We start from the raw sequence: 19,493 nt of genomic DNA, 5'->3' as shown, positions 1-19,493 counted from the left end.
CCGCGAGCTGCTACCAGATACTCACTGAAGCGCTACCAGATAGTCACGACACTGCTACCAAATAGCCGGTCGCAACAGTATCTCTTCCGAAATCGCCTACGCCTTGCCGCTAGGGGCTTCTACTTGCTTGAGCTGACAGACAACAACCGGCAAGGCGCTACCTCAGTCTTCAATGAGTCGGCGTCTTTCTATATGACAAACCTAGACTGAGCATATCCCTATTACTCTTTAACTCCTCCTTTTAGCTGATGCAGCAACTGAAAGAGCTATTCCTAGAAGGGCCATAGGAAGCCCAAGATTAGTAAGCCGAGTTTCCCAAAATAAGCCCGCTATACACAACAAAGCGCCTGCAATGAGAATGACAAGGGTAAAGACTTTAAATAGTTTCATTTCCGCATCTTCCTTACAACTTCCGTCATCGCCCGAAGGCAGGAATCCCCATGAGAATAACAATTCTTTACTCACAATTGATCCCCCCACCTAAATTTGGAACTTTCGTATACTCTTCTCGGGTTCTATGGCTTGAAGAGTGCATGAAAGGGAAAATAGGTGTATGCCATTACTCGGCACTGTGGAACTCAACCACCCGATCAGCAAAGGTTCACTCCCCCCCCCGACCCGTCGGTGGTAACGATGTACGATTCCGCGATTTTGTCGAGCAGTTTCAGGTACTCGTTTGAGCTTTCACGCAGGCACCAATGTCGGGCGATGACGTGCGTTTCGGTGCAGGCTACCAGCAGGAATTTCTTGTGAAAGTAGGTGCCGTCGATAAAGAGCTGGTCATAGACACGATAGGGATCTGCTGCTGTTGGCACGATGATAAACCACAGCAGCTTAAACCACCGGGTCAAAGTCCGCCTTGTTATCCCAAGGCGTTTGGCCAAGTGGTCTGCGGATTCCCCAGAAAGGACCCAGTCAATAAAGATTTTAAAATGCCGAATCTCACTGGTGTGCGCGGGTGTTAATCGATGAAAACGTTGCACTGAGGGCATAGCCGGCCTTGGGGTCCTGCCGCAGTTTTGTTGTTCTTAACCAGAAAGTGGCCGCACATATCGCACGACAGCCGATTCCTATTAGCCATATGAATTGGCATTACCGCACCAGCAGCAGTCCTCCCACCACAGGTCTATGGCTATCCGATGTCGATTTCACCGATCAGGCTGTTGGAACCGATTCAAAATCAAGATCACCGTATTATCCCAGGCTGCCTTGGGAATCCGTATCGGTTTATCCACACGAAAAGTCCCTTAAGCCGTTAATTCTCAGAAGCCGATTTCTGCGAAGCAGCAAACTGACTTCACCACGTATAGAACTCCAAGATGTTTCCGTCTGGATCCGAAATGTAGGCGGAATAAGAACCCCATGGCATTTTCTTGGGTGAGGCAGAAGTCTCGCGATAGGAATCTGGAAGTTGACTCCAGTACTCGTCGACGTCCTCAACAGAGAATTGGATTACTGCTCCGCCGGGGGTTGCCGGACTAGTGTTAGTGGCTGAAGCAAAAACTGAAGAATCGAATACGCCAATTACGCTGTCATCAAACGACACTTCAAAATATCCTTCTTCAGCAGACAATGGCTTTGCTTCGGAGTTTGGAAGTTGATGGTAGAACTCCCATGAGGCTTCGATATTGCGGGTCAAGATGGTCAAATGATCGAATCGCATGATTGGCATAACCTTTCTCGCTGGGCCAAAGATTAGTCGCGATTATTCCAAATGCCCTTTGCCCGTGTGCGGTATTAGAAATCGAGGCTATTGGATTCTTCATGCGGTGGCTTGGAGCCTTCAAGCAAAGGAACCAAAGCAAAGGCACCATTTGCGGGGCCCAGGATGGAAAACCCCAGGTGATTGCATGCGGAGTTTCGCATAAGGTGCCAGTACTTTGGTTCCTTTGCGGCTGGGGGGGCACTCGAGCTGGGCACCTCATCGAACGCCCATGGTCAACCGCCCCTAATCGAACTCGGGGGCCGCGAAACCGTCTTCCTTGAGCCACTCCACGTGCGGCGGGGTGTTCATGCCCCACTCGGTGCGGGCGAGCAGGAAAGCCTCTTTCACCTCGTCCTCGCCATAGCCGCCATCGCGCAGGAACTGGCGGAAGCCGCGGGGGCCAGGTTCTTTGATCCACAACCAGACGTAGTCTTCCAGGGTGTGGTCGCCCAAGATGTCTTCCATGCCTTCTGGCAACAGCTCACGCCCGGCGCGCACGCGCTCCTCCAAGTCAGCGTCGAAGAAGTCGTAGAGGTAATCCAGGCCGTCTTCCAGCTGGGCGTACTCATAGGCGTCCATTGATTCGCTCCTCTCGCCCTCATTCTTAGTCACGGATCAGCACTCCCCTCAACTGTGTTTCTTTGCGCCGAGGGACATCCGGTCGACGTCGGCAAGCACTTCGTCCACAATCATCGGGTTGAATTCCCTATCGCGGCGCAGGCGCAGCAACTCTTGTTGGGCGCCGGCGAGGGCTGTTCGCCGTGCCGCGAGGGCCACCTCACGGGCCTCGATGGCCATGCGCAGACGAGTTGTAGCGTCCTCACCGTCCTCGTCCTCACCGAGGCGATCCTCAAACCACTGGGCGATATTTGCCGCAGTGTCGGGGTCCAGTTCCTCATACTTCGCGCGCATCGCAGCAATGCCGGCTTTACGCGCGCGGGAGGTAATGGTCGCGCGCATCTTATCCGTGGCTGCCTGCGAATACGTAGTGAGGTCGAGCTGACGCATAAGCCACGGCAGCAACAGGCCGGGAATCACCATGGTCATGAGCAGCACCACGAGGGCGATAACGGTCAACTCGTTGTAGAAGCTCAATCCACTTGGAACAGACAGAACCAGCGCAAGAGTCACCAAACCGCGCATGCCGGACCACGTCATAAGCAGCACTTCTTGCAGGCGCAGCGGCGCCAGGCGTGGCTTCCCGCGGCGCCTATTAATGAGATAGAAGGCGTACATCCACACCAAGCGCACGAGGAAGGCAACAACGGACAGGATGACGCCGATGATGACCGCGTGCCAGAGGTCCGCACCCGCGGCGTCGATGGCGCTGAACACGGTCAGGCCGATGAGGCCGAAAGCCACGCCCGTGAAAAGCAGCTCGACGGTCTCCCAGAATGACTGGCCGGAGAGGCGGTCCTCCGCTTGAATCGGTGCGCGGGAGTGCAGTTCCACCGCGGCAATCACCACCGCGATGACACCGGAGGCACCGAGTTCCTCCGCGGCGATGTACACGGCAAAAGGAATCACCCACGTCAAGGCATTGCGAGCGACAACCTCGTGAACCGCGCCGACGAACCACGAAGACACGCGCCCCACGACGAGCCCGAGGATGGCGGCTACAGCCGCGGAGTAGAGGAACCGCGTCACCGCCTCCCCGGCGTGCATCTCACCCGAACTCGTCACGGCTTCCAAGGCGAGGTGGAAGGCCACAATAGACGCGGCATCATTGAACAGGCCTTCGGTCTGCAGCACGGAAATGATGCGTCGCGGGATACCGGCAGGTTCTGCCACGGCCTCGACGGCCACCGGATCCGGCGGGGCAATCGCGGCGCCGATAAGGATGGCGGCAGCTAGCCCCAAGCCTGGCATGAATGCGCGAGCGGTGAATCCCACCGCAAGGGTCGTAGCCACCACGAGCAGCACGGACAGAGCCAGGATGGTCATCCACTGCTCACGAATAACACCCCACGATGTTCTCCTTGCCAGCGCCCACAGCAATGGCGGCAAGAAGATCGGAAGAATGAGGTCGGCGGGTACGGCGAACTCGAATGTGCCATTCGAAAAAGTGGCGTATACCGAAACCGCCACCGCCGTGAGGATGGTCAGAAGCGCTGGCCAGGGAAGCCCGATCTTGTCCCCCACCGCCATGACAATGACGGTCAACAGCATCAGGCCAATAAGGACAAATAAAACTTCCATACGCGCTTCTTTCCCCGTTTAAGTTTTTCTGTTCTCAGACTACCGTTGTGCGGCCGGCGAGGGAGAGGAGCTACACAGCGCCATCCCAGACGAAGGCCTCCCGCGATAGCTTCTCCGCCTGAAACTGTTGGCACAGCTCCTGTACGGAAGAGGCCTCATACCCTAAGGATTGGGCCAAGAGCTTGACGACGTCCCCCGCATCCCTACCGTGCCCCTCGAGCAGCTGACGCAGGGTCACCGCCCCATCGCGCTTGGACAAACGCACACCCTCAGCGTTGAGCACGAGCGGCACGTGAACGAACTCCGGCTCCGGATAGCCCAGCTTGTGCGCCAAGTATGCCTGACGCGGGGCAGAAGACAGGAGATCATCGCCGCGCACGATCTGATCGACGCCTTGGAAGGCATCGTCGACAACAACCGCCAGGTTATAGGCCCAGTCCATGCCCTGGTTCGGATCCGCCGGGGGCTGGCCGCCGCGGCGCAGGATGAAGTCATCCACTTCCCCGGTGTATTCGCCGGCGAGGTCGTCGTGGATGGTGAAGGAGGAAGCGTCGGCACGCAGGCGTATGGCTGGCACGCGGTTCTGGGCGGCGAGTTCGGCGCGTTTGGCGGCCCGCTGATCGTCGCTAAGCGCACGGCACGTCCCCGGATACTGCCCAGGGATGGCATGCGGCGCGCGGGAGGCTTCCTGGATATCTTTGCGCGAGCAATAGCACTCGTAGGTAGGAAGCTGCGCCAGGGCCTCCTCATAAGCCGCGTAGCGATCCTGCTGGTAGATGACTTCCCCGTCCCAGTCCAGGCCGAGCGCGGCGAGGTCCTCCAACTGGCGCTGCGCTGCCTCCCGCGAGGAGCGCTGCGTATCGATGTCCTCCACGCGCACAAGGAAGCGGCGCCCGCTGCTCCGGGCGTAGAGCCAGGCCAGCAACGCCGTGCGCAGGTTACCCAGGTGAAGATCGCCGGACGGGCTCGGGGCATAGCGTCCGGCGGGGCTAAGAGAATCCATGGCCACCAGTCTACGAGGAGCCCCGCGCGCACCGGAGTCCTCTACTAGACTCTCCCCCATGGCTTCTGATGCGACGTATCCCCTGCTTGATTCTGCCGACGCCGAAAAAATGCTCGCCTATGCGCGCGCCCAGGCTCCCGGGCTTTCTCTTCCCACCGATGAGTCCGCCCACATTGATGAGCAGATTAGCCGAGTACTCGCAGATGATACTTTCCTAGGCAGCCTGGAAGATGCCGTTCCCGCCGCCCTCTACTTGGAGGCCCGGGAGACCCTCCGCGTGGCCGCCGGCACCATCAAGAACGTCGACGATTCCTTCACCATTGCCGCACTCGGTGCGCTGACCGGACAACCATCGCTGGTGGCCGCAGGCTATACCCGCGTCGCCCGCGCATGGATGGATCACAACGACACCGAGGAAGCAGAGAAGTTCGCCGCCAAGGCAGCCGCGGCTGGCGATGACACGGCGTTGAATGAGATTGCCGCCGCCCGCATCGCAGCAAGCCACAAGGACTTCTCCGAGTCCGCCCCCGCCAGCGTGGATGCTTCAGCCGACGCCAATAGCCCATCCTCGAACTTCGGCAACAGCGTCTCGCTGGCCGAGCTCCAAGAGCGCCTAGAATCCGCCAAGAGCGGCGAAGCGAAAGCACACGCTGCTGAATTCGTGGCTATCAACGACGCCGTGACGGCAGGAGAATTCGACGGCGCAGGGGCCACGATGGGGGATATCCTCCGTACCATCCTCGAATCCGCCGTGGGCGCGCTGTGGGCATCAGACTCTGCCGCCGACTGCGAGCGCGTTGCTGCGCAATCCTTCACCATCCTGTCCAACGCGCGCGCGGATGAGGAATACCAGCAGCTCCCGGCACCGATGCTGGCCCGCTTCTACAACGATGCTGCACAATACTCAACTGCGGATATGGAGCAGCGCGTGGCCTGCTTCACCGCTGCTGCCCGCGAGTATCAGCGCTACGGAGACCTCGACGGCGAGCTCCGCTCGATCCTCAAGACCGTGACCCTCGACGTGCAACACCGCGCCCCTGAGGAAGCCTATGACATCCTGGCCTCACGCTACGTGGATTCGCTCAAGCTCCAGAGCCTGCCCGTGTCCGCTAAGTGGACCGTCCTGTACTCCGAGAGCCTGCGCTCGCAGGCGCAGGACATGTATAAATCCACCCAGGTTCTGCTCAATTTCTTAGACCGGCACCCTGACACCGAGGCCACGACACCTTCGGAGCACAACGCCCTCGCGGAAGTCGCCGAGCTCCTAGGTGATCGCCACGCCTCCACCGGCAAGGCCGACCTCGCTCGCAGCATGTATTTCTTGGCCTACAACCTGTTTGAAAAGGCCCACAATGTCCGCGCACTCGAGGAGCTACGCAAGAAGGCTTAAACCACAGTGCACGAGTTCTAGCCTCATCGCGCCTGGCCGCCGAACCACTGCCGGTTCGCCGGCAGCCACAGCAGCACAATGACCACCGCCGATGCGATGGACGCGGGCATGACCGAACTCGCCGGAATAAGCAGCACCACGATGGCGCTGATAACGGTCAGCGCAATCCGCGCGGACTGCTGCGCGTGCAGGACATAGGTGGTGAGGACGCACACCAAAAGAACCAGCGCGCCAAGCGCTACTCCCAGCTCGGTGGAAAGCTGGTCCGTGCGGGTTACCGCCGCCGGACTGTTTTCAAAGGCAATGAGCCGGCAGATGTTGTAGACGGTGTAGCTCGTGATGAAGACCTCCAGCACCGCTGCGATCTTCAACGGCCACGGGGCCCATTGCGCCTTCATATCGGCCGCGCGGCGGGCCTGGCGGACGGTGTCGCTGACCTGCCCATAGCGATAGTCCGGCGCGGGTGCAGCAGGCGAGCCTGGCTGTGGGGTTCCTGGGGACTGCGGGTTGCCGAAGGTCATGACACATCCTCAGCAAAGACGCCGCGTTGACTCAGCAACCAGCGGATGGGATCCAGAACGCGATAGGGCGCAATGCCGCTGCGGGCTAGCTGGCGGCCCGTCGGGGCCTCACCCAACGCCGAGGTCACGAAGAAACTACCGCCACTCGGCGCTGCCGAATAGATCTTGTTGATGAGGTCGTTGGCACCCAGGAAGCGCAACAGCGATTCGGCTTCGAGGTGAACCATCCAGCGGTCCGAATCGCGGAAATTCCACCCGGTATCCCGGCGGAAGGCGGAGCCGCGGTTGGCCATGAGCTTCTTCCAGCGCACGTCATCGACTTGTTCCAGCTTCTGCACCGTGTCGAACTTCGAGATGGTCACGGCCAGCGGCGGCGGAGTATCCGTGTCGAGCAACGCCAGTAGGTTATCCAGGACCCGCAAGGAATCCGCACCGAGCTCACCAATATTGGGGATCAGCCCATGGATAAAATCCTGAATCTGTTGCACGCGCAGCGGGTCAAAGAGGAAGATCACCAAATCTGCGTGGGAGAAGAACGCAAGATTCTCGCGGTCGGCTTCGTTCTCCGGCGGGTTCTCCAGGTCCTCGCCCGCAACGTCGCGGAAGACCAAGTAATTCATGCGCTCACGGCCCTGCTCATCGGGCCACTTGCCGAGCTCAAAAATCAGCGGATCGCGCTGGTAAGCGTCGGTAGCCACCGCGCTCGGCGTGGGGTCCATGGCCCGCATCTCCTCAAAGAGCGGCTTTTCATAAACCTCGGCGTAGCGCTCGCGGGTGGATTCATCCGCCGCTTGCACGGAGCGGTTGTGTTTGTGCGCCAGCTGCTTGAGCTGCTTAATCATCACCGCGGTGTACAGCGACTTACCGGAGTTACGCGCGCCCGCCATGGCAACGCAATGCGTCACGGCGTCGGTCCATCCCTGCGGCAGCTCCCGGTTGGTGTAAGGGCTCACCGTCACACCGTCCTCGAGCGGTTTAAAGGTCCATGGGCAACGTGCCTGGCTCATTAGTTCCTCTCCTTCAGCATGGCGGTGACGCGGTCAGTCAATTCCGAAAGCTCAGTGTTGGCGCCGGATTCGAGCTGCTTGACGACGTCCCCGTCGATCACCGCATACGCCACATGAGCCGGAGTCCCGTTGATGCGCGCGAGCTCGAGCTCCTGGCGGCCGATGGCGCTGGTGATGAGCACAACGGTGGGCACCTGGGTCTCCAGCATGGAGGCCACGGGAGAATCGGTGACGTAGATGACCAGCGAGGACGTGGAGGTGAGAGTCGGCAAGCGCCACGGCCGCTGGCCTACGCGCTCCGCTCCACTATCAATCACACCCGCGATGAAGCGGGTGAGCTCATCCACCTTGTGGGTCTCGATGCTGTCCTGCCCGTCAGTGGCGCGGAAGTGCCGGAAAGCATCGGAGAGCGCATCGATGTACTTGGCGGCCGCTTCAATGATCTTCGGAGTGACGTTGACCTGCATGGAGGCAGAGCCATCGATGACCACGGTGACATCATCGAGGCCAGCGACATCCAGCTCCGCGCGGCGCATCTTGGAGCGCACCTCGCGGGCGGAATCTGTGATTCCGGCGCCCTCGGTCGTGCCGAATGCTTCCAAGAGGTAGCTCCCAGATTCCGGGGTGACCTCGGCGAGGCGTTCGGCGGAGTCCTCGGCGGCGTCGATAAGCACGCGCGGGAACGTCACCGAATCACCGGCGTTGCTTACCGTCAGGCGGACCTCGCTGCGCAGGCCGAAGGTCCCATTCCGCTTGGGGCGCACGACGATGGTGGCGCGCTCAGGCAGGGAGTGCACCATGATGGAGAGGTCGTGGACGCGCACGGCATCAACGCCTTCTCCCATAATCGCCAGCTCCATCGAGGCGCCGCCAGTTCCCATCTCGAAGGCTTCAACGCGCAGGATGCCGTCTGAGCCGATGCGGCGGGACTCTCCGTCCCGCAGTGTGTATTTAGCCATGACGTTTCTTCCCTTCTCTTACCTTCCGTGGAATCCCGTGTTTCGACCGTGTTCGCCTAGTCCTCCGTGAACTGCTCCACGGTGCTGCCACGCTGTATGCTGCGCAAAATGCGATGGGGCGGGTTGCTGCTGCGCGCGCGCCGAGCGCTCCGCGAGCAACTGTGTCGTGCGGTCCAGCACCATGGCAACGCGCCCCGTGGCATAGCGCTCGCAATGCTCCGGCACGAATGTTCCCGCAAAGTGCATTGCGGTGAGGTGCGCGATGTGCTCGAGCTCGCGGTCCTCCCAGAGCCGCAGCGCATCCTCTGCTAGGAGGTTGAAGTCCCGCGGGAAATAGAACACCCAAGAGGCAACGATTGCGGACATCAGTAACTTGTCCAGCCCCTCACCCAACGAGTTTCTGTCGAGGTAAGCCAACTGGATGGCGCGTCCGCGGTTGGTATCAAGGTGCTCGATCCACCAGCGCGGATCGAAATCCTTGAGCCTATGCCATTCCTCGGCGCTGAGCCCAGGAACATTGGCGTTGCCACCCGATGCCGCTGCCGGCTGCGGATGTGCTTCTTCAGCTGCTGGTGCGGCTTCTGCACTTGGCGACGGCGCCGTTTCTGCTGTCGTGGCGAAAGGGTTCTCCTGCGACGTACTCGGCGCGGGGGTATCGAGGGGATTCGGCGGAATACCCGCAGGGCCATGACCCGGGGCCGCAAAAGGCGAGGCGTCTGGGATAGGCGCTCCAAAATCAGCTGGGTCTTCGCCCCAGGAGTCGTCGAAGCTGAGTGCTGCACTCTTCTCAGGCTTGCTGGCTGTTGCAGCGCTCTCTTCCGGTTCCTGTGCTGCACCCGTGCGCTGCTCGGCCTGCTCGTGCTGCGACTCCGGGGCCACGGCCTCAGTTTCTTCCGCAGCACGTGCTTCGTACGCGCTGATATCTGGCAGGGCCTCATCAAGTGCAAACACGACTGGATTGCCGGGGATCGCGGTTTCCTTAAGACGCTGCTTCTCGCTGGGTGGTACCACGAGCATGGTGGACGTACTCAGCGGAAACTCGTTGATGGCGGCGGCCTTCTCAAAAGTGGAGAATCCGAAACCATCCTCCCCCACCTCGCGGGCGGTGGCAGCAATCCACAGCGCTGCCTGGTTATCGGGCACCACGAGAATGACCAGGCCGTTGCGGGAATTCAACACCGTAGCCATGGCGGTGACCAGCGCACGGTTGAAGGTGGGGTTAGGGTTCGGGGTCACGGCTTTGAACGGTGCGGGCAGCTTCTCTGGATAGCGGAATTCGCCATCCAGAAACTCTTCCAACAACACGTCCGAGTGCAACGGTCCGCGCGCCGAGATCTTTTCCGGAATCTGCACCTTATCCACCTCGTAGATGGAAAACGGCGCTGGGATATCGGGAGAAAACAGGACCGTCGCCGGCGCTGGCGGAGTGCCCGTGCGCGAAATGGACGTGTAGGTGAAGACGTTTCCGCCGCGGCCTGTCGCATCTAGGCCTGCGGGGACGGAGACCATAGTGACCCACTTTTCCGCCTCAGGAGTGAGAGCAAAAACCGCGGTGCGGCGGACCAGCTCCGCACGCTGCTGGGCGGAAGGGAAATCCGGTATCGTCGTGCCGTTGTTGAGCGAAGTCGGCACGAAGGACACCAGCTCAGCCAGCTCCTCCTGGGTAATATCGCCGGCCTTCTGGCCCACTCCCCAACCACCGGCACGGCCATTGGCGCGGGAAAAAGATGCATAGCTAAAGGCACCGCCCATAACTACTGGCCTCCTTGGAAGTACTGGTCTTGAGAATAATCCTGGCCATAGTTGTGCTGGTCATAAGCGTTGGGCTCATATCCTTGTTGGCCGTACTGCGGGTCATAGCTGGGAGCTTGGTTCTGCACGGGTGGGGGCAGCATCAATTTGTAAGACACATCGCCTTCCACCACCACGGCTTTATCCAATGCACTCAACGTGGAGGAGGCATCGCTGTAGCTCTCTGAGAAACTACTAAAGACGTCCTCACCGCCGAAGCTGTCGAAAGAGGTATCAACCTGGCTATCAAAGCCTTCGACGGCGAACAGACGGATGAATCCCCTACGTTGAATTCGCTCGCCAACTGACACCGTGAAATCTGGGTACTGCCCGCGCATCGGGCCCAGTCCTTGAGCCACGTGTGTGGTGCTCTGCAGGTTGGTCTCCACAATGCCGAGTGCCTCGCCGTCTTCGGGGAAGAGCGGCAGGCGGTCAGCACGGTAGACCACCTGGCAGGAGAACTGGCGCTTGTCGCCGTTGCCCAAGCTCCAGAGGAACACCCCGATCTGGCCCTGAGCGTAATCAACCTCAAAGTCATAGGTAACTGGGCGCAGGCCCTCGTACTGAATCACGCGTTCATCGCCCTCAGTGCGTTTGCCCGCGAAGACTGCATAAGGCTTCAGGCGCACGGTATCGCCGTGCTGATCGAGGTGCAGGCGGATTCCTCCTTGAAGGTCGTAATCCTCCTCGCGGATCTGATCGTGCTCGCGATTAGTGGAGTACTCCACTGCCGTCGCGCCCTTCGGCCAATCAAATGTAATGAGCTGGCTGTCCACGCGCTCGATGAGACGGAACTGGTCATCTTCGATGGACTGCACGCGCTGCAGCACTTTGGATTCGCCCACCCAGGCATCCGCGTCGTTAAAGTTCACCGGGGTGATGTAGACCTCGTACCAATCCGGCGGCCACGGCACCGTGGTGGTTTGGAAAGAGCCCGGTTCAGACACTCCACGGGTCTCACTGATGGCGCTCGATAGCGCACTTTCGACGTACGTCTTTGGCACCGCGGACGTGCGCAAGTCCGCCTGCGGGGCGTTGGGTGTCAGATAGATCTTTACCTCGCCGGTCTTGGGCGAGTACCAATCAACCTCGATGCTGTCTTGTCCGTATTCGCTGCGGCGCTCACAGCGTGAGAGCTCCAGCTTCTCCAGCTCGCTGGCAAGTTTCACGGAGCGCTGGACGGCGACTTCGTCCTGGCTCTGCTCGGTAGCGCCGTGGAACTCCGCTTGGCCCAGCAACGAGATGACGACGGTCTGCCCGGCTTCCTGCACCGGAATGGTGGCCTTGCGCCCACTGCTATCCACGTCTTGTTCGAAGCGCGGGGAGAGCTTTTCCTTCTCGCTGTCCCGGCAGGCATAAACCATGGCGCTCGAGTGCCCCGGTAACAGGTCCCAGGACACCTGGATGGCGCCCTTGATGGTGGATACCTGGACGTTCACCGGTGGGAAGACCACGCCCGTGTCTCCCATGAATACCGGTTGGCTATTGATGAGCTCGCGAAGATCCCGGCCCTTGTACGCCCACACCGCGTAGTGGCGCAGACCTGCCTCGCCCGGGGTGTGATCACGGTAAGCAGTTCCTTTTGTGTAAACGAGGGTGTCACCGGCATCCGGGGAGGCCACCATTTCTGAATCATTGGCCACAACCCGGTAGAACACCACCTCATCCGGCGAGTGCTCAAGCTCGGGCCACCACAGGCGCACCGGATGGCGAAGGTCGGTATCCTCCGGCTCCGGTTCTGGTTCGATGCCATAGCCAAAGTCCTCGTGAGAATCCTGCGCCAGCGCGTCCTCTTGCGGCACCTCAACTTCAAATTCAATGCCGGGAGCTTCCCAGTTCGGGTCTTGGCGGAACTGATATTCCGCCTTAATCCCAAAGCCCGGGATAGTGATGTAGTCCTCTTCGTTGACCTGGGTTTTCTGCTCTTCCTCGGCCTGCAGTGCCTCCCACTCGGCAAAGAAATCATGCGGCTGTGCCGCTGGCTGTGCTGGTTCTGGTTGAGGCGCGGGGCCTGCCTGCGCCACGCCACCTGCTGCGGTACTAGCTGCAGCGGCACGTTGTGCCTGTTCCCGCTGGCGGGCTTGTTCTTCGGCTCGCGCTGCCTTTTCCTGTGCCGCGCGTTCTTGCGCGGCACGTTCCTGCGCGGCACGTTCTTCCTGGGCCACTGCGGCGTTGCGCGCCTGTGCGCTCAGCTCTGGGTGGGCCACCTCTTCGCCGTTATACGCGGCGGCAATCTGTTCGGCGAACTGCCTAAACGGTGCCGATACGGCCGCGCGCACATCATCGGCGTTCACGCGCTTGAGCTGGTGCAGGGACTTAAGCTCGCTCAGCGGCATATCCGTGATCGAAGGTTTCGGGTTGTGTGTCATCAACGTTCCTTAAGGAGGTCTCGTCAGAAAGTTTCGTCGAGGTCTGAGAGGTCCGGTGCCTCCGGCCGACCAAACGGCGGCTGCGTAGTCGGCCCTTGGTTATCCCCCTGCACCGGCGATTTAAAGCCCATGTGGTCCATGTCATCCAGGTCGTCGAGTGAAAGATCCGCAGGATTCACAAAGGACGGGGCATTCGACGCCGCGTCGGGAATCAGGTACTTGAAGTCAGTGATCTTTCCGTACTGCACCACCGTCACAGAGCGCGAAAGCTGGCTGGTCAGCGCGGTCTGGCTGTCTACCTCGACGATGCGCGTGCGGGAGCCATCGATTTCGGTATATCCTTCAGCACCACCAGCGCTGGTAAGCGCATTCGGGCTAAAGGCCTGGAGGGCTCCCTTTTCCTGGTTCATGCCGTCGAGGAACTCGGCGGTGCTCTGAACGCGGCTGCCGCCTTCCTCGCGGAAGGTGACGCGGCTGAGGTATTGCTGCAGGCTGCGGGTCATGCGCGGATCCGTGATGACCTTCTGCCATTCCTGCTGCTTGTGATCGCGGTCCTGCATGTAGGGGTGGTCAAGGCTGCGGGACAGGTTATCCAACGCAGTGCTAGAGCCGAGGCCAGCCATTCCCCACATCTCATTGAGGGCCACAGCCGAGTGGCCGGTGCGGTTGCGCTCAAAGGTGTCATTCATATCATCGAGCAGTGACTTAAGCGAACGGTGTGCCCACTCCGTTTGGAAAATATGGGAGCGGATTTCATCCGTCATGCGCACGGCATCGTCACGGTTGAGCACGGCCTGGGCAATGCGGGCATTCTCCGGAAGACCCGACTGCGGCGTCCGCAGGTGATCGCTCGACGTTTCCTTACGCCCAAAGGGCGCGTAAATCGCGCGGCCCAACAGCGCCGACCAGCTCAGGAACTGGTTATAAGCGTTGGAGATGCGGGAGATCTCCGCAGAGGCCGTGGCCAGATTCTGCGCGGCGATCTCTTGGTTGCGGTTCAGCAGCTTTCGCCGCTGCACGTAGTCGAAGATCTCACGCTGTGCCTTGGTAAAGACCGCCCAAGAACACACGAGGAAAAGAAGAACAACCACGATGATGCCCACGACGTACCACGGCCAGTCGAACCACTGCAGGTACTCACCCAGCGGCAAGTCCGGGTTATAGCGGCCAGCCACCATGTAGGTCATCAGGGCAAGCACCACGAAGAGGACGATCCACATCGTGCGCAGCTTCCGGGTCAGTGCTTTGTTCTCCGCGTTGAAATCACGCGCCTGGAAACTATTGGCCAGTTCTTGCAGCTCGCGCGCCTTGGCGTGCGCGTCGCGGTACTTCTGCTGGGCGTGCCCCAGCTTATCCCAGAGGCCCTGGCCTACCTTCCACGCGAAGGTGGTGCTGTTCTTCGCTCGCCAGGAGGCAAACTCGTGCTTCTTGCGGCTGACCGCTTCATTGCGGGTCTGCTGACTGGTGTACTCGATGTCGGCGGCAAAACGCTCAGCGCCCACCGGATCGAAAGGCGCAACGGTTGCTTGGGACTCGTGCGTATAGCCCAACGTGCTGGTCATGAGCGGATGGAAGCCCTCAAAAGAAGTGCTGACATCCTGCACGGACTGGCCACCGTACTGCACGATGTACATGTTGCCCTGGTTATTGCGCAGGCCCTTGGTATCGATGCTGTCGCGCCAGGAGCCGTCGACAAGCCCCAGTGCGTAGTCGTGGTAGGCCTCCCACGTGCGCGAGAGCTGCGGTTCCTGGCCCAAGGAAAAGTGCTGTTCCCGGGCGACTCGCATGGTGTGCTCACTGGCTTGACGCAGCTCGTCGACGCTCGTTGCGCCGCTACCCTTGCCGGAGTGCCCAGCCAAGACAACCTCCACGCTAGAGTCTTGGCCATAGAGCATCTTCTGCAGGAAGGTGGCGGCGTTCTTGTTCATCGCACCGCGCTGGCCCTCGACCCAATCCTGCGGCTTGCCCACCACAGTAGACCAGTACAGGCGCAGATTATCCTTCAGCGCCGCCCAGCCGCTGACCTTGTGAGATTGCAGCTCCTCATAGGCAGTCGGGGTGCTCACCAACGGGGAAATCTCCTGGTTGATGAACATCTGAGCGCACTGATCCGTCAGCTGTTCCGGATTGGCGTAGTGCACGGCGCGCGAAATGTTATTGACCTGCGGTTGCGGCAAGCGCTGGCTGGGATCGAAGACGGCCTTCCTGACCTTGTCCTCGATATCACTGGCATCGATGGTGCGGTGGAAGGCGCGCACCAGACGGAAGCGCTGCCGGTCTCCTGTTTCGATGACGCGGTGAGTTTCTGGATCCAACACCGCAGGCTCGGGCATCCCGCGCCATAAACCAAAGATGCTGGCTACGGCCGGGGCTGCGAACTGGGCAAGCTCGAAGCCATCTGCGGTGCGCTTGATCGGGCGAATGCGCGAGGAGGCCGGGGTCCCGCCCTCTTCTGGGGAGAGCACGAGGTTGCTCCATCCCTGCAACGGAGCGATGTCCACACTCTCGCGCGGAAGGGCTGACAACAACAGGCGCACGCGCAGGTTGGAGGCCTGAATCAGGCGCTGGTCGACGGCCCCGACCCACTCCGTGAGCTTGTCGACGTCCTGCGGTTGTTCCGCATCCATCGGGTCAATGGTGGCGAGGAGGACGTCCCCGCTGAAGCTGCGGAGGGCCTCGTCGAGCGTCGACAAGCGCGCCGTGCCCTCCTCCGTAAAGGAGCGCACAACAGCTCCACTGGTGGGGTGGGCGTAGTCGATCCAGAGGAAGTCCTGCAGGAGGCCGACCGCACGCAAGTCACAAAGGCGGGAGCGGATGTCATCCGCGGTGGCGCCGTGTCCGAAAATAATTACGTTCGTCATTAGAAGGTGTCATCCAGGTCGTTGAGGTTGAATTCCGGAGCGAGGTCCTGGCCAAAGCCAGAATCGGAGCTGCGCACCTGCGGGGCAGGCTGGGCGACGGGGTTCTCCGCCACCGTCTTGGCCTGATTCAGGTAGTTGCGGATGACCGGGACCATCTCGATGACGTCTAGCGCCAAGTCACGGTAGTACGGCGTATGCGAGGCGACTTCGCGGGAGCGTACCTCCGCAAAGGGCTTTTCCTTACGTCCCTGTCCCGGCAAGGAGTTGGTGTGGCCCGGCACGAAGTGATCTGCGCCGCGGGCGAACTTATCCAGCTCCTCCACGAAGGATTCGTAGCGGTCCTGGATGGAGGTACCCATAACACCACGGTTCGGGGCTTCACCGGATGCCAAGAACTGCGCGAGGCGGTGGACCACCGGGTGCGTGGACGCACCGGAGTGGGCGAAGTCTAGGCCGTCGTCGAAAAGCCCGCGCAACAGCTGGTATGGGTAGAGCGAAGAGGCAAAACCATAGTGTCCGGTTTCCTGCACCTTCGCGTAGGCGATGAAGATGGACTCCAGAACCGAAGGCATCCAGTCAGACTTCTTGATCATGCGGCGCGGCGAGATAAGCAGCGGGTCTGGGAAATCAACCCATCCATTCACGCCGCCATCCGTGTCATCGAAGATGTGGGCCGCTGCGTTGGCTGCATCGGCGTTGGAGATGTAAACGCGGCCGGTAATGCGTCCGATGATCCAGCCGGCCACCATGGCCTGGCGCTCCGTCTTCGTCAGCGGCAGGGCTGCTGGCAGCGGGCGGGTGCGGCGCTCCGACCACCAGGAACCGTCGAAATTGTCCTGCTTCTCGATGTCCTTGGCGATGTAGTTAAACATGGACGAGAAGACGATCGGCGAGTAGTTGGGGTAGGAACCGAAGATCTCGATGTGCTGAACGTGGTCTGACATGTTCAGCGAGTTGCGCAGAGCCACCGTGGAAGGCCCGTCAATCTCCGGGCGGCTAAGCACCGACTCCAGCTGGGAGGCAATGCCGGTCTCCGCAGAACCCAGCTCCGCAAACGGGATATCGGAGAAGGAGTAGGTGTACTGCACGGACTTGCCGTGGATACGCTGAACCATGTCATCGTTGACGGCAGCCAAGGGGCGGGCATAGCTCAGGGCCAGCTGGAAAGCCTCGACGAACCGGCGCTGACGCTGCGCGTGCTCGACCTCGTTGATATCCGGGGTAAGGGTGAGGTAGCGGCGCAGATCCACCGAGTTGAACTTCTGGAACTCATAATCACGGCGGTTAATCCACTGGCGCGAGCGCTCCAGCAAATCAGTTGGGCGAATCTTGGCGCGGTAGTGCGCGCGCTGGGATTCGCGGGATTCACCACTTTGCGGATGGCGCGAGAGGTACTTGGACACCCAGCCAGCACGGTTGGAGTAAGCATCATTGGTGCGCTTCTGCGGGGCCAGGGTGTCATTCGGCGCCTGGGCCGCATCGAGCGATTCCCATTCACCGCGGATGACCGCACGCACCGCGAAAGGATAAGCCTGCTCGTAGTTAGTGACATCCGAGGTGGACTGCTGGCCCTGGATGGTACGCAGCATCTGGTCACGGTAGTCCGAGATGAAGCTGTTGACGTCGGTCAGCATGATTTCGTTCTCGGCGCCCTTGAAGCGGGTTTCCACGACCTCATCGAGCTCCGTCGGCCACGAGTTGACCTCGTCAGTGCGGACGTCAGCCAACTTGTTGGTCTCCGGGCGCTTCGACACGGCCTTCTCAAGCACCGCGTGGGCATCTCCCAGCTCGCGCTTGAGGTGGAAGAGGTTCTCATCGGCGTAGTCCTGCAGGACATCCTTGAGCAGGTGAGCAATGGCCATGAGGGCGTAGCTGTAGAACTGGTTGAAGTACAGGCCCATCAGAGCATTGACCGTAGGAGTCGGGTCCGTCATCTGGCCCTTGCCGGTCAACGGGCTGAGGATAGGGTCCGCGCCTTCTGGCTTCGCCAGCACGCGGGTGTTTTGGTAGTAGCCGGAGTACTCAGCCAGGCGCGGCAGGAGGCGGTCGGAGTTGGTGAGCACGTCCGTGATCTTGGAGAGCATCTCGCGCACATAGGGCACGCCCACCGCAGCGAGCTCCGACTCCACGGTGGCGAGGACACCATCGCTGAAGAAGTTGGCGTAGCGGTAAACAATGTCATAGGCGGCATTGTTCAGAACAGATGCGATGGCCTGTTCATTGCGAGGATCGGCCATGTTGCCCTCGAACTCTTCACGCCATTCGTTGACGTTACGGCCCTGGCCCACCGGAATGAAGTTCTGCAGGTGCTTCGCAGCACTATCCGCGGCCTGCTGGGCCTGGCCACCAAAGACGCTGTTGAGCCAATTCCACACGGTGCCGCTATCAATCTGGCCGCCTTGTGCCCAGGAGGGATCAAGCGTCATAGAGCTAAAGGCATTGGGCAGACGCTCCTCCAGCTTCTTAGCAATCTGCATCTCGCCGGCCTCGGGGTTCTGCGGGTCGAGGTGCCCGTTGAAGAGGCGCTCGAAGGCGCTGCGGGCCAGACGCTGGGAAGAGTATTCGGCAAAGCGGTCGCGGCCCATCGAAACCTGGGCATAACCCAGCGAACCCCAGGGCAGGCGACCCCACGGCGTCCCGTCTGGGCGATCCCAGCCGAAAAAGCGGCGGCCGCCGTCACCGGCCGGAGTATTGGTCAGCGCGTAGGACACGAGGTTATCGCTGGCCTTGGTGGAAGCCATCAACCCCGCCAACGCGCGGCCCAGGCCGCGATAGATGGACATGGCGGAACCATCGCCGAAGCGAGCGCTGGTGGTGCCCATCTTGGAACCGATGGGGAAAATACGGCCGAAGGTCTGCCCCTCCGGCGGGGTGCCCATGTCGAAGGCCTCGAAGATGGCGCGGTCATGCTCGTAGGCATTACCCATTTGCGCGGCGACGACCTCACCGAACATGGCCAGCGAGTTCGGCCATGCACCGGCCATGTCATCCGCCTTGTTATCGGCGAAGATCTCCGGGGTGTACATGAAGATGAGGGTGCCCTGCGGGTTCACGTTCGGGATGGTAGTGAGCACGCGGCACACATCCAGGAACATCGAGGCGCCCGCGCCACCCGCCATGGAGGAGACAACGAGGACAACCGGCTGGGAATCACCGGTATCAGAATCCAGCTTGGTCTGTTTGTAGTTAAGACGGTTGAGCTCCTGGATCGCCTCCTGCGTGAACATCTCATCCACCGCTTCCTTAAGCGACTGGCGGATCTTCTTGAGATTCGGCAGCGTCAGCATGCGGCCAATCGCGCGATACTGGCCGGCACCATCAGCCAGCTTCACGTCGTTGGTGGAGGGGTTGCGCGTGGCCCACGTTGCAATCTCACCGAGCTTGCCGGCACGGCCCAGGGTGCTGGACACGCCTTCGTCGAAGGAGTTGTAGTTCTGGCGCGCACCAATGCCCACGTAGTGGCCACCGTTTTGGGTGACATTCGGCAGCTTCTGCGGTCCAGCCTCCTCTTCGAGCGGCACGTCGATGTTGACGAACTGCCATGCCTTGGGCAGCTCGGTCATGTCCGGGTCAATGCTTCGCAGCTCGGCCTTGAGCTGATCCATCATGAACGCCAGTGTCTTGGCGCCGGAGCCACCGCAACCGACGACGAGGAACTTCTTCATCTTTAACTACCTTTCGAAGGGGA

General features: G+C 60.6%; 13 protein-coding genes and 1 pseudogene. 1 reads left to right on the top strand and 13 read right to left on the bottom strand.

Annotated features, from left to right (window positions below; genetic code table 11):
* Positions 1-228: 228 nt before the first annotated feature.
* The 6 genes and pseudogenes from QP999_RS05585 to gluQRS all read right to left on the bottom strand — a co-directional run bounded on the left by QP999_RS05585 (position 229) and on the right by gluQRS (position 4,907).
* Positions 229-465 (bottom strand): hypothetical protein, encoded by a 237-nt coding sequence (locus tag QP999_RS05585; protein WP_284847841.1) that lies wholly within the window; start codon positions 463-465, stop codon positions 229-231.
* Between the two features lie 137 nt (positions 466-602).
* A pseudogene (locus QP999_RS05580) lies at positions 603-1,081 on the bottom strand (transposase family protein); the annotation flags it as partial.
* Between the two features lie 216 nt (positions 1,082-1,297).
* Positions 1,298-1,663 (bottom strand): VOC family protein, encoded by a 366-nt coding sequence (locus tag QP999_RS05575; RefSeq protein WP_070533813.1) that lies wholly within the window; start codon positions 1,661-1,663, stop codon positions 1,298-1,300.
* Between the two features lie 285 nt (positions 1,664-1,948).
* Positions 1,949-2,284, bottom strand: a complete 336-nt coding sequence (locus QP999_RS05570) for a hypothetical protein (RefSeq protein WP_070524540.1) — start codon at positions 2,282-2,284, stop codon at positions 1,949-1,951.
* A gap of 48 nt (positions 2,285-2,332) precedes the next feature.
* Complete coding sequence (locus tag QP999_RS05565; protein WP_070562442.1) at positions 2,333-3,904, bottom strand: cation:proton antiporter; 1,572 nt, start codon at positions 3,902-3,904, stop codon at positions 2,333-2,335.
* 70 nt (positions 3,905-3,974) lie between these two features.
* On the bottom strand, positions 3,975-4,907 hold the full coding sequence (gluQRS, locus tag QP999_RS05560) for a tRNA glutamyl-Q(34) synthetase GluQRS (RefSeq protein WP_070524627.1): 933 nt from the start codon (positions 4,905-4,907) through the stop codon (positions 3,975-3,977).
* Between the two features lie 58 nt (positions 4,908-4,965).
* Here gluQRS and QP999_RS05555 point away from each other — a divergent pair, with 58 nt between their 5' ends.
* A complete protein-coding gene (locus QP999_RS05555; protein ID WP_070562445.1) occupies positions 4,966-6,297 on the top strand; it encodes a hypothetical protein in 1,332 nt (443 codons plus the stop codon).
* Between the two features lie 23 nt (positions 6,298-6,320).
* Here the strand turns inward: QP999_RS05555 and QP999_RS05550 are convergent, their stop codons facing one another.
* Genes QP999_RS05550 through QP999_RS05520 form a run of 7 tightly spaced genes read right to left on the bottom strand, consistent with a single transcriptional unit; the run spans position 6,321 to position 19,470 of the window.
* The gene (locus QP999_RS05550; RefSeq protein WP_070562448.1) at positions 6,321-6,818 is read right to left on the bottom strand and encodes a hypothetical protein; all 498 of its coding nucleotides are present in this window, start codon (positions 6,816-6,818) and stop codon (positions 6,321-6,323) included.
* Complete coding sequence (locus QP999_RS05545) at positions 6,815-7,825, bottom strand: TRAFAC clade GTPase domain-containing protein (protein ID WP_070562451.1); 1,011 nt, start codon at positions 7,823-7,825, stop codon at positions 6,815-6,817. The genes QP999_RS05550 and QP999_RS05545 overlap by 4 nt, the downstream gene beginning before the upstream one ends.
* Positions 7,825-8,784 (bottom strand): hypothetical protein, encoded by a 960-nt coding sequence (locus tag QP999_RS05540; RefSeq protein ID WP_070533825.1) that lies wholly within the window; start codon positions 8,782-8,784, stop codon positions 7,825-7,827. Before QP999_RS05540 ends, QP999_RS05545 begins: the two co-directional genes overlap by 1 nt.
* An 18-nt stretch (positions 8,785-8,802) precedes the next feature.
* Positions 8,803-10,536 (bottom strand): GAP1-N2 domain-containing protein, encoded by a 1,734-nt coding sequence (locus tag QP999_RS05535; RefSeq protein WP_070533827.1) that lies wholly within the window; start codon positions 10,534-10,536, stop codon positions 8,803-8,805.
* A 2-nt stretch (positions 10,537-10,538) separates the two neighbouring features.
* A complete protein-coding gene (locus QP999_RS05530) occupies positions 10,539-12,944 on the bottom strand; it encodes a SaeA-related protein (RefSeq protein WP_284847840.1) in 2,406 nt (801 codons plus the stop codon).
* Between the two features lie 23 nt (positions 12,945-12,967).
* Positions 12,968-15,805 (bottom strand): hypothetical protein, encoded by a 2,838-nt coding sequence (locus tag QP999_RS05525; protein ID WP_284847839.1) that lies wholly within the window; start codon positions 15,803-15,805, stop codon positions 12,968-12,970.
* Positions 15,805-19,470: a tubulin-like doman-containing protein gene (locus QP999_RS05520; protein WP_070683141.1), complete on the bottom strand. Its 3,666-nt coding sequence runs from the start codon at positions 19,468-19,470 to the stop codon at positions 15,805-15,807. The genes QP999_RS05525 and QP999_RS05520 overlap by 1 nt, the downstream gene beginning before the upstream one ends.
* Positions 19,471-19,493 lie beyond the last annotated feature (23 nt).

Origin of the sequence: Corynebacterium sp. MSK004 (assembly GCF_030232515.1) — a bacterium.
In the GTDB taxonomy this organism is placed as follows: Bacteria; Actinomycetota; Actinomycetes; order Mycobacteriales; family Mycobacteriaceae; genus Corynebacterium; species Corynebacterium hesseae.
This window is presented reverse-complemented; position numbering and strand designations above follow the sequence as displayed.